At 64.2% G+C, this 10,935-nt stretch carries 13 protein-coding genes and 1 pseudogene; 13 read left to right on the forward strand and 1 reads right to left on the reverse strand.

Features of this window, described 5'->3' with window-relative positions:
- On the reverse strand, positions 1-590 hold a 590-nt coding region (locus ACK41X_RS20465; RefSeq protein ID WP_409727115.1), incomplete at its 3' end, for a helicase HerA-like domain-containing protein.
- Positions 591-816: 226 nt separating this feature from the next.
- On the opposite strand from ACK41X_RS20465, the gene ACK41X_RS20470 reads away from it, so the two are divergent.
- The 13 genes and pseudogenes from ACK41X_RS20470 to ACK41X_RS20530 form a co-directional block, all read left to right on the forward strand.
- Positions 817-1,173, forward strand: a complete 357-nt coding sequence (locus ACK41X_RS20470) for a DUF2267 domain-containing protein (protein ID WP_409727117.1) — start codon at positions 817-819, stop codon at positions 1,171-1,173.
- A 33-nt stretch (positions 1,174-1,206) separates the two neighbouring features.
- On the forward strand, positions 1,207-1,617 hold the full coding sequence (locus ACK41X_RS20475; protein ID WP_409727119.1) for a DUF4332 domain-containing protein: 411 nt from the start codon (positions 1,207-1,209) through the stop codon (positions 1,615-1,617).
- 84 nt (positions 1,618-1,701) lie between these two features.
- Positions 1,702-2,547, forward strand: a complete 846-nt coding sequence (gene folP / locus ACK41X_RS20480) for a dihydropteroate synthase (RefSeq protein ID WP_409727121.1) — start codon at positions 1,702-1,704, stop codon at positions 2,545-2,547.
- Entirely contained in the window at positions 2,544-2,918 is a 375-nt protein-coding gene (folB, locus tag ACK41X_RS20485) for a dihydroneopterin aldolase (protein ID WP_409727124.1), read from the forward strand. Before folP ends, folB begins: the two co-directional genes overlap by 4 nt.
- Before the next feature lie 6 nt (positions 2,919-2,924).
- Positions 2,925-3,407: a 2-amino-4-hydroxy-6-hydroxymethyldihydropteridine diphosphokinase gene (folK, locus tag ACK41X_RS20490; RefSeq protein WP_409727126.1), complete on the forward strand. Its 483-nt coding sequence runs from the start codon at positions 2,925-2,927 to the stop codon at positions 3,405-3,407.
- Between the two features lie 64 nt (positions 3,408-3,471).
- Complete coding sequence (locus ACK41X_RS20495) at positions 3,472-5,316, forward strand: methylmalonyl-CoA mutase family protein (protein WP_409727129.1); 1,845 nt, start codon at positions 3,472-3,474, stop codon at positions 5,314-5,316.
- A 51-nt stretch (positions 5,317-5,367) separates the two neighbouring features.
- On the forward strand, positions 5,368-7,527 hold the full coding sequence (scpA, locus tag ACK41X_RS20500) for a methylmalonyl-CoA mutase (RefSeq protein ID WP_409727132.1): 2,160 nt from the start codon (positions 5,368-5,370) through the stop codon (positions 7,525-7,527).
- Positions 7,528-7,591: 64 nt separating this feature from the next.
- Entirely contained in the window at positions 7,592-7,849 is a 258-nt protein-coding gene (locus ACK41X_RS20505; protein WP_409727135.1) for a type II toxin-antitoxin system Phd/YefM family antitoxin, read from the forward strand.
- On the forward strand, positions 7,846-8,256 hold the full coding sequence (locus tag ACK41X_RS20510) for a type II toxin-antitoxin system VapC family toxin (RefSeq protein WP_409727138.1): 411 nt from the start codon (positions 7,846-7,848) through the stop codon (positions 8,254-8,256). The genes ACK41X_RS20505 and ACK41X_RS20510 overlap by 4 nt, the downstream gene beginning before the upstream one ends.
- Before the next feature lie 7 nt (positions 8,257-8,263).
- A complete protein-coding gene (gene meaB, locus ACK41X_RS20515; protein ID WP_409727141.1) occupies positions 8,264-9,244 on the forward strand; it encodes a methylmalonyl Co-A mutase-associated GTPase MeaB in 981 nt (326 codons plus the stop codon).
- Positions 9,245-9,880 (forward strand): pyroglutamyl-peptidase I, encoded by a 636-nt coding sequence (locus ACK41X_RS20520; RefSeq protein WP_409727144.1) that lies wholly within the window; start codon positions 9,245-9,247, stop codon positions 9,878-9,880. It abuts the gene before it with no gap.
- A gap of 31 nt (positions 9,881-9,911) precedes the next feature.
- Positions 9,912-10,637 carry a hypothetical protein gene (locus ACK41X_RS20525; RefSeq protein WP_409727147.1) on the forward strand — a complete coding sequence of 242 codons (726 nt, stop codon included), beginning with the start codon at positions 9,912-9,914 and terminating at the stop codon, positions 10,635-10,637.
- Positions 10,638-10,754: 117 nt separating this feature from the next.
- Positions 10,755-10,935 (forward strand): annotated as a pseudogene (locus ACK41X_RS20530) (TIGR03808 family TAT-translocated repetitive protein); the annotation flags it as partial.

A 10,935-nucleotide genomic window follows, 5' to 3' on the forward strand; every position in this document is an offset into this window, starting at 1 on the left:
ATCGCCCGCAAGTCCTTGAAATCAAGGAGCGGCAGGCCCTGATCGTCGGCGATCTTGAAGGCAATATTGAGCGCGCCCTCCTGGACGTCGTTTAAGTTGAGCAACCGCGCCAGCAGCAACGGTCCCATTTCCGAGACGGTGGCGCGGATCGGATGGCCCTGCTCGCCGAACAGATCCCAGAAGATGGTCGGACAATCGTCGGGCTGGTAGTCGAGCCCCATGCTTTGGGCGCGCTCGACCAGAAACGGCTTCGGCTCGCCGACCATGGCAATGCCGGAGAGATCGCCCTTGATATCGGCCGCAAAGACCGGCACGCCGTTCCGCGAAAAGCCTTCGGCCAGCACCTGGAGGGTGACGGTCTTGCCGGTACCGGTCGCTCCGGTGGCGAGGCCGTGCCGGTTGGCCATGCGCAGCAGGATGCGCTCCGGCTTGACGCTTTGGCCGACGAAGATCGTGCCTTCGGGCTCGAGCGGCTCGGCCGGCGTGCCCGGATTTTTTACGGCAGCGCGGCGGGGTGATTTTGGCTCAGATGCCGGTCCCGGCGCTCCGGAATTCTTGCTCTTCGCCGATTTGCTGGCTCGTTTCGCCATCGCGCCGCATCCCCTCTTGAAATCAATCGCATTTTTGAGGCGTTGCCGAAGCCGGGTCAACGCCGGCAGGCCATAGGTCGCATCGCCGCACAGATTTGCAAGCAAGGACGATAGTGGCGAGGGTGTCACACCCGTTGCATAATTATCTGATGACGTATTCCTTTTCGGCCATTTCCTTTATCAATGCCCGATCACAACCCGCCACGAGTGCGGGAGGGGGCACGTCATGGATGAACTCGTTGGGCGACTCGTCGCCGAGCTCGGCATCGACCGCGCGGTCGCCGAACAGGCGGTCGGCATCATCCTCGCATTTCTGATCAAGGAAGCCCCCGCCGACAAGGTAAAGCCCTTGATCGACGCCCTCCCCGGCGCCGAGGAAGCCGCCGCGGCGGCCCCCTCCGGAGGCGCGTTTGCCATGGGCGGCATCATGGGCGTCGGCACCCAGCTCATGGGCCTTGGCCTTGGCATGGGCGAGGTCCAGGGCGTCGCCCGAACGCTGCTCGCCTTCGCACGCGAAAAAGCCGGCGAGGATGCGGTCGCCGACATGGTCGGCTCAATTCCCGGTTTGTCGCAATTCGTCTGACACTGGGTTCAGGCGGCCGCAGCGGGGATCACGGTGTCGAAATCCTTGAAAAAGCTGGATGGTCTTCCCCCGCACATTGTCGCATGTCTGCGCGCGGCAGGCATCCGCACCTCCGACAGATTGCTGGAGGCGACCAAGAGCGCCAAGGAACGCGAGGCGCTGTCGCAGAAGACCGGCATCGAGCCCCGCGAATTGCTGCGCCTTGCCAATCTCGCCGACAAGCTCAGGGTCAAGGGCCTCGGGACCGGCTACGCCGAACTGCTTTGCCGTGTGGGCGTGGATACGGTGCGCGAACTGAAATACCGCAATCCCGCCAAGCTCGCCGCCGCCATGCGCGAGGAAAATGACAAGCGCAAGCTCGTGCGGCTGGTGCCGACCGAGAAGGCTGTCGGCCGGTGGATCGAGGCGGCCAAAAAGCTGCCGCCGAAAATCACCTACCGCTAGGACGGTATCTGTTGCCCTCTGCGGCGCCATGAGGCTTACGCCCCGGTTGACACGGCCCTGCTCCTGCGCCCTAAGCGCTGAACCATGATCGCGGTTTCAACCAACGAGCGCTCCGGACGCTCCCCGCTCGAGCGCCTGCTGTTGCCGGGCCGCGCGGCGGTTATGGGAATTCTCAATCTGACCCCGGATTCGTTCTCGGATGGCGGCCGCTTCGTCGATCCGCAGATCGCAATCGCGCATGCCTCGCAGATGATCGCGCAAGGCGCCGATATCATCGATGTCGGCGCCGAATCGACCCGCCCCTATGGCGGCATGCAGCCGGTGACCGCGGACATCGAGCGCGCGCGCCTTGAGCCGGTGCTGCCTGCGGTGATTGCGCTCGGCAAGCCGGTTTCGGTCGACACCATGAAGGCAAGCGTGCTGGACTGGGCGATCGGGCTTGGCGCAACGATCGCAAACGACGTCTGGGGGCTGCAGCGCGATCCCGACATGGCGCGGGTGGTGGCCGATCGCGGCGTACCTGTCATCGTCATGCATAACCGCGACGGGGCCGATCCCGCGATCGACATTGTGGACGACATGCTGCGCTATTTCGAGCGCTCGCTTGCGATTGCGGACGCCGCCGGCATGCGCCGCGAACAGATTGTCCTCGATCCCGGCATCGGCTTCGGCAAGACGCCGGAGCAGAGCATCATCGCCGTCGCCAGGCTGGCAGAATTGAAGCGCTTCGGCCTGCCGATCCTGATCGGGCTTTCGCGCAAGCGGTTCATTGCCTCGGTCGTGCCGTCGGAACCGATGCAGCGGCTCGGCGGCTCGATTGCGGGGCACCTCGCGGCGGTGCGCCATGGGGCCGTCATCGTGCGCACCCATGATGTGTTTGAGACGATGCAGGCCTTGCGGGTTGCCGAAGCCATCGAGAAAGCCCAATGACGCAGACCGACACCATCTTCATCACCGGGCTTGCACTGCATGGCTATCACGGCGTAATGCCGCATGAGGCCAAGGTCGGGCAGAGTTTCAAGCTCGATATTGTCATCGACATCGATCTGAAAGAGGCCGCCCGCTCGGACCGCCTGAAACACACCGTTTCGTACGATCAGGTCGCCGCCGCTGCGACCGAGGCTTTTTTGAAGAAGCGCTACAAGCTGATCGAGGCTGCGGCGGGGGCGGCGATCGACGCCATCCTGGAGCGCTTTCCGCGGGTCTCGCGCGTGCGCATTACCGTGCACAAGCCGAATGCGCCGATCCCTGCAACCTTTGACGATGTCGGCGTCATCATCACCCGCAGCCGGGAAAAGTAGAACCGGATGTCCCGCGCCTTTGTCGCATTCGGTGGCAATGTCGGCGATGCGCGCGCGACCATCGCGGACGCCATCGCCGCCTTCTGCGACGGTCAGCATGTCGCATTGCTGGCGCGGTCTTCCGATTACCGCACGCCGCCCTGGGGCGTAACCGACCAGGCGCCTTTCATAAACGCCTGCATCGAGGTCGAGACAAGCCTGTCGCCGCGCGGCCTGCTCGACCGCGCGCAGGAGGTCGAACGCAGCTTCGGCCGCGACCGCCGCAACGAGACCCGCTGGGGACCGCGCACCCTCGACATCGACCTTCTGACCTATGGCGACGAGGCGATCGCCGAACCGAATTTGACCTTGCCGCATCCGCGCCTGTTCGAGCGCGCCTTCGTACTGGTGCCACTGGTCGAGATCGCGCCCGATGCTGCCGTAGCCGGGCGATCTTTGCGCGAGTCGCTGGACAAGCTCGACCAAAGTGGAATCGAGCGGCTGCCCTGAGACGCTAGCCAGCAACTTGCCTAGACCCAAATTGGGTTCCATCATCCCCCAAAATGGGTATGACATGTCCGTGACCGACCTCCCCCTCGCCTCCGAATTTCCACCCGCGACCCGCGAGCAATGGCTGAAGCTGGTCGATGGCGTGCTGAAAGGCGCGCCGTTCGAAAAGAAGCTGGTCAACACCACCTATGACGGCCTCAGGATCGAGCCGCTCTATGAACGCCGGGCCGATGTGCATGTCCTGACTGGCCGCGCGCCCGGCGCGCCATGGCAGATCATGGCGCGGGTCGATCACCCCGATCCGAAGGAAGCCAACACACAGGCGCTGGAGGATCTCGAGAACGGCGCGAACGGACTGGTGCTGGTCTGCCCCGGCGCCATCGGCGCGGCCGGTTTCGGCATCGACACCTCGGCCGGCGGCCTGGCCCGCATTCTCGACGGCGTTTATCTCGATGCCGGAGCGCCGATCGAATTCGTGCTCACGCGCGACGCCAAAGACGTGCCGGCACATGTCGCGACGATCGTGAAGACGCGCAAGCTCGATCCCGCCGCATGCGACCTTCGCATCGGCTTCGACCCCATCGGCCTGATGGCCGCAGGCTCGTCCACGCCGATGCCGTGGAGCGAGATCGCACCGCTGTTCGCGCGCATGACCCGCACGCTTTCCGACGAAGGCTTCCGCGGGCCGTTCGCAACCGCCGATGCGCGCGTCATCCATAATGCCGGCGGCTCGGAAGCACAGGAACTCGCCTACGCACTCTCGGTGGCGATCGCCTATTGGCGCGCGCTGGAAGCGGGCGGCGTGGCGCTGGACGAGGCGCGGCGGATGCTCTTCTTCCGGCTGTCGGCCGATGCCGATCAGTTCCTGACCATGGCGAAATTCCGCGCGCTTCGGAAACTCTGGGCGCGCGTCGAGGAAGCGAGCGGACTTGCTCCGCAGCCGGCTTTCGTTTCGGCGGAGACCGCGTGGCGCATGATGACGCAGCGCGACCCTTACGTGAACATGCTGCGCGTGACGATCGCGGCTTTCGCCGCGGCGCTCGGCGGTGCGAATGCGGTGACGGTGCTGCCATTCACGGCGGCGCTCGGCTTGCCCGATGGCTTCGCGCGGCGCGTGGCGCGCAACACGCAGCTCATTCTTCTGGAGGAATCCAACCTCGGGAAAGTGATGGACCCGGCGGCGGGTTCCGGCGGCATCGAAACGCTGACAGACGAACTTTGCCGCACAGCATGGACGCTGTTCCAGGGGATCGAGAAGAGCGGCGGTATTGCGGCCGCGCTCGAATCCGGATTAATTCAGAAACAGGTCGCCGAGACCCGCACGGCGCGCGAAAAGGCGGTCGCAACGCGCCGCGATCCTCTCACCGGGACCAGCGAGTTCCCGCATCTTTCCGAGAGTGCGGTAAACGTCCTTCAAGTGGCACCGCAAACCTCTCAATCACTGTCTGAGAAGGCCCTGCCCTGCATCCGGCTCGCCGAACCGTTTGAGGCGTTGCGCAACGCATCCGACGCCATACTGAAGGCGACCGGCGCGCGCCCGAAGGTCTTCCTCGCATTGCTCGGCACGCCCGCCGACACCATCGCGCGCGCAACTTTCGCGAAGAACTTCTTCGAGGCCGGCGGAATCGAGGCGTTCGAGTTCGCAGGCGGCGACCTCGCCGCAGCGTTTCGGCAGTCCGGAGCATCGCTCGCCTGCCTGTGCTCGTCCGACGAGGTCTATGCGCGCGAGGCGGCCGACGCGGCACGCGCACTATCGGCCGCCGGTGCACAGCACATCTATCTCGCCGGCCGGCCGGGTGACCTGGCCGATACGCTGAAGCATGCCGGCGTACAAACCTACGTCTTTGCCGGGTGCGACGCCCTGGCGACGCTTCAGGCGGCTTATGAGTCACTTCGGAAAGGCCCGTGATGCGATGCACACATCGTGTTATGATTGCCTCGATTGAGGCGTTGTAGACCCATGACCCGGCTGCCTGATTTCGCTTCCATGGACTGGCAGGCCCCGCAGATCGCGGCGGCCCCTGCTTCGTCTGCGCCCGACTGGGTGACCCCTGAAGGCATCCCGGTGAAGCCAGCCTATGGCGCGACCGACCTCGTCGGGCTCGATTTTCTCGACACTTATCCCGGTATCGCGCCTTATCTGCGCGGCCCCTACCCGACCATGTACGTGAACCAGCCCTGGACGATCCGGCAATATGCCGGCTTCTCCACGGCGGAGGATTCCAACGCCTTCTACCGGCGCAATCTCGCGGCCGGGCAGAAAGGGTTGTCGGTCGCCTTCGATCTCGCCACCCACCGCGGCTATGACTCCGACCATCCGCGCGTGTCGGGCGATGTCGGCATGGCCGGCGTCGCGATCGATTCGATCTACGACATGCGCACGCTGTTCTCCGGCATTCCGCTGGACCAGATGACGGTGTCGATGACCATGAACGGCGCGGTGCTTCCCGTTCTCGCGCTCTATATCGTCGCCGCCGAAGAACAGGGCGTGCCGCCGGCAAAGCTCGCCGGCACCATCCAGAACGACATCCTCAAAGAATTCATGGTGCGGAACACCTATATCTATCCGCCCGCACCGAGCCTGCGCATCATTTCGGACATCTTCGCTTTCACCTCGAAGAACATGCCGAAGTTCAACTCAATCTCGATCTCCGGCTATCACATGCAGGAGGCGGGTGCGACGCAGGATCTCGAACTCGCCTATACGCTTGCCGACGGCATCGAGTATGTGCGCGCTGGCTTGAATGCCGGCATCCCCATCGACAGGTTCGCGCCGCGGCTGTCGTTCTTCTGGGCGATCGGCATGAACTTCTTCATGGAAGTCGCCAAGATGCGCGCCGCGCGCCTGCTTTGGGCCAAGCTGATGAAGGAGTTTTCGCCGAACGATCCGCGCTCGCTGTCACTGCGCACGCATTGCCAGACCTCGGGCTGGTCGCTTGCCGCGCAGGACGTGTTCAACAACGTCGCCCGCACCATGATCGAGGCGATGGCGGCGACGCAGGGGCACACCCAATCGCTGCACACCAATGCGCTCGACGAAGCGCTGGCGCTGCCGACCGATTTCTCCGCCCGGATCGCCCGTAACACGCAGATCGTCTTGCAGCAGGAATCGGGCACCACCCGCATCATCGATCCCTGGGGCGGCTCGTTCTATGTTGAGCGGCTGACCTATGAACTGGCGAAGAAAGCCTGGAGCCACATCGAGGAAGTCGAGGAACTCGGCGGCATGGCGAAAGCCATCGAGGCGTCGATCCCCAAGCTCCGCATCGAGGAAGCCGCCGCCAAGACCCAGGCGCGGATCGATGCCGGGGTGCAATCGGTGATCGGCGTCAACAAATACAAGCCAAAGAGCGAAACGCCGATCGACGTGCTGAAGGTTGACAATTCGACCGTGCGCGCGTTGCAGATCGACAAGCTCGCGCGCCTGCGCCAGGAACGCGACCCGAAAGCTGTCGAAGCCGCACTCAATGCTTTGACCAACGGCGCGATACAGGGCGGCAATTTGCTCGCGCTCGCGATCGATGCGGCGAGAGCCAAGGCCACGGTCGGCGAGATTTCATCGGCGCTTGAAAAAGTGTTCGGGCGCCATCGCGCGGAGATCAAGGCGATCTCCGGCGTCTACAAACGGGAGGTCGGCGGAATGTCCGACGCCGTCGCGCGGGTGCAGAAGCTGGTCCAGCAATTCGAGGCCGACGAGGGCCGCAGGCCGCGTATTCTGGTCGCCAAGGTCGGCCAGGACGGCCACGACCGTGGTCAGAAGGTGATCGCATCGGCCTTCGCCGATCTCGGCTTCGACGTGGATATCGGACCGCTGTTCGCCACCTCGGCCGAAGCCGCCCGCCAGGCGGTGGAAAACGACGTGCATATCGTCGGCGTTTCCTCGCTCGCGGCCGCGCATTTGACCGCGGTTCCTGAACTTAAGGCGGAACTTGAAAAGCACGGCCGCGGCGACATCATGATCGTGGTCGGCGGCGTGGTGCCGCCACAGGACTGGGACGCGGTGACGGCAGCCGGCGCGGAAGCGATCTTCCCGCCCGGCACAGTGATCGCGGAAGCCGCCGAAGACCTGATCCGCAAGCTCAACACGCGGCTCGGCTACGGGCAGAAGGCGGCGGAATAGCCTTTAAATTCAGAGGGTTGAATTATAGTTAGACTAGTCTGGTTAGCCTAGCTAGACTTCCCGTATGAAACACGTCGGTATTTTCGAAGCGAAAACCCACCTCTCCAGCCTGCTGGAAGAGGTCGAACGCGGCCATGACATTATGATCACGCGTCACGGCAAACCGGTTGCGAGGCTGGTGCGGCCGGACCGTACCTTTACACCCGAAGAGCGCCGGCGACGCCGTGAAGCAATCGCTAGGTTGCGAGACGTCGGCCGCAAACTGAACCTGAATTTGACTCACGACGAGATAAAAAGGCGGATTGAAGAGGGCCGCCGTTGATCGTTGTCGACGCGTCGGTGGTGGTGGCGTGGCTGCTCGGGGAGAAGAGCGGATCGAGCGCCGATCATGTTTTCGACGCGCTTCCAGATGGCGAGGCCATTGCACCTGCCCACTGGCCACTCGAAATCGGAAATGCGCTGTATGGGCCGGCGAAGGCAGGACAACTTTCGCCAGACGATTTCGAAACCATCATGGAGGATCTTGACTGGCTCAACATTCAGATCGAACCAGCCATCCATCCGGATGAGATTGGGCCACTTGTTCAATTTGCTGTCGCTCATGGCCTGACGACCTATGACGCGGCCTATGTCCAGCTTGCACTTCTCAATGACGCCGTTCTCGTGACACTCGATCGCGCCATGAAAGCCGCAGCACAGAAACTTGGCATCGCCGTGTTGCCGGCTTGAGCGAGACATGAACGCTTCCACCAACGATCATTATGCCGAGGCCATCATCTCCGGCGACCGCGCGACGCTGGCGCGCGCCATCACCCTGATCGAAAGCCGGCGCGCAGACCATCGCCAGCAGGCGCACCAGCTGGTGCAGCATTTGCTGCCGTATACCGGCAAAGCGATCCGCATCGGCGTCACCGGTTCACCCGGCGTCGGCAAATCGACCACGATCGACGCACTCGGCAGCTACCTCACCGCCAAGGGCCATAAGGTCGCGGTGCTTGCGGTGGACCCTTCCTCCACCCGCACCGGCGGCTCGATCCTCGGCGACAAGACGCGGATGGCAAGGCTCGCAGCCGACGACAAAGCCTTCATCCGCCCCTCGCCGTCCTCCGGCACACTCGGCGGTGTCGCAGCGAAAACCCGCGAGACCATGCTGCTCTGCGAGGCCGCGGGCTATGACGTGATCCTGGTCGAGACCGTCGGCATCGGCCAGTCGGAGACCACCGTGGCCGGCATGACCGACTTCTTCCTGGTGCTGATGCTGCCGGGCGCAGGTGACGAATTGCAGGGCATCAAGAAGGGCGTGGTCGAACTCGCCGACATGATCGCGGTCAACAAAGCGGACGGCGACAACATCAAGCGCGCGCAGCAAGCCGCGGCGGAATATCGCGCGGCGCTCCATATCCTGAAGCCGGCGAGCGATGGCTGGTCGCCGCCGGTCATCACTTACTCGGCCCTGACCGGAGACGGTCTCGCTGCGATCTGGCAGAGCATCTGCGACTACCGGCAATCGGCCGAGTCTGCAGGCGCATTCGCCGAAAAGCGGAGAGCGCAACAGGTGACCTGGATGTGGTCGATGCTGGAGGAACGACTGCTGGCAAAATTGCGCGCCGATCCCGCGCTGAAGACGCGGCTGCCGCAGATCGAAAAACAGGTAGCGGCCGGGAAATTGTCTGCCGTCCTCGCCGTCGAGGAAATCGCCAGCGCCATGGGGCTGTAGATGCCCGCGCCGCGACCATTGCACATCCTCGTCACCGGGTTCGGACCGTTCCCCGGCGCGCCGGACAATCCGACCGGAAAGCTGGTGCAGACTCTGGCGGACGGGCCGCTTTCGCAGACGCATGACGCCGTCGTCACAGCCCATGTCTTTACCACGCGCTATGACACGGTAGACCGCACGCTGCCGCAACTCTTGGCAGACTTGCGGCCGGACGCGCTTCTCATGTTTGGCCTTGCCATCCGCTCTCGCGCGATCCGGATCGAATGCCGGGCGCGCAACACCATATCGGCGACGCCCGACGAAGGCGGTTTTTCGCCTGGTCCCTCCCCCATCGATGAGACCGCGTCGCCCAGCCTCGCGGTCCGCGCACCGGTGGAACATCTCCTTGCCGCCTTGCAACGCGATGGATTGCCGGCGCGTCTGTCGCGCGATGCGGGCGCGTATCTGTGCAATTATAGTCTTTGGCACGCCACGCGAGCGGCGGCGCAGCCGGATGGCCCGCGCATCGCCGCCTTCATCCATGTGCCTCCGGTCTCGGCCCGCATGCCCGCGGAGCGTATGCTCGGGGCTGGGCATACGCTGCTGCGTGCCACCGTTGCGGCTTTGCGTGACAATCAAGGTGTCGGACGGACTTGATCCGTCAAGAATGGCGGGCGAAAACCACACAATGCAATCGTCTCGATTCCACGTCTGTGTTTTCGCGCTCGCGGCAGTAACGGCCGGCCTCGCGGTTGCAGCCGCCCAGACGCCGGACCAGTTCGACAAACCCGCCGAAGTCCGGACGATCAAGCCGACGCCGGATCAGGATACGGAAATCCGCTGCACCGCGTTCCCCGACCTGATGATCCGGGAAACCCAGGACGGTCCGGAATCCGAGAACGCAGCCATCGTGAAAAATCCGAAGGCGCCCTGCACCGCCAAGGCTGCGCCGGGCGAAATCCTGCTCGACACTGCGGGGATGACGCTCGACGGCCGCCGCGGCGGATTTCTTCTGTTCTCCGATCTCGACCCGCACGGCGCCACCAATTTCGCGATCGTCGACGCAAGCACCGGCAGGATCGTGTTCCGCGATGCGGCGCTGAGCAATCCGGTGCTGCAGAGCCTGGCGCTGGAGAATGCCATCTTGCGCCTGCGCTACCGGCGTGGCGTCAACGCACCCTGCTCGCTGATGCGCAATGCAAAGGCATGCTGGGCCGAGCTTGTGAAGGACGGTCTGGTGCCGGCCGAGATGACGATGCCGGCGGCTGATATCTGCGCAGAATCCTACCGGCGCGACAGCACGCCACCGGACAATCCGAGCGTCGTGGTCTATGCGAGCGAGGTCGCAATCGATGCCCGCGGCAACGCCAAGGAGCTGTCGCGCGGCGACCTCGCCTGCGAGCCGATGCCGTAGCGGGGCCGCGGTTCCGCATTAACCGCTTAACCCTGCCGCGCGATTAGTCGGGCCGCCGGGGGCGATCAACCGCCCGCCGGCATTATGTTGATGCAACCCCGCCCCGGGAGCTTTGACATGACCTTCAGCCGCCGGATCGTCCTTGCTGCAGGAACTGCTGGCGCCGTCGCGGCTGCGGCCGCGCCGGCAGCCGCATCTCCCGTGCTCGGCCTCGACGCGGCCGATCTCGGCATAAAGCCCGACGCGCCGCAGGATCAGACCCACACCCTGCAGCGCGCGATCGATCGCGCCGCACAGG

Source organism: Pseudorhodoplanes sp., from assembly GCF_046289595.1.
Classification (GTDB): domain Bacteria; phylum Pseudomonadota; class Alphaproteobacteria; order Rhizobiales; family Xanthobacteraceae; genus Pseudorhodoplanes.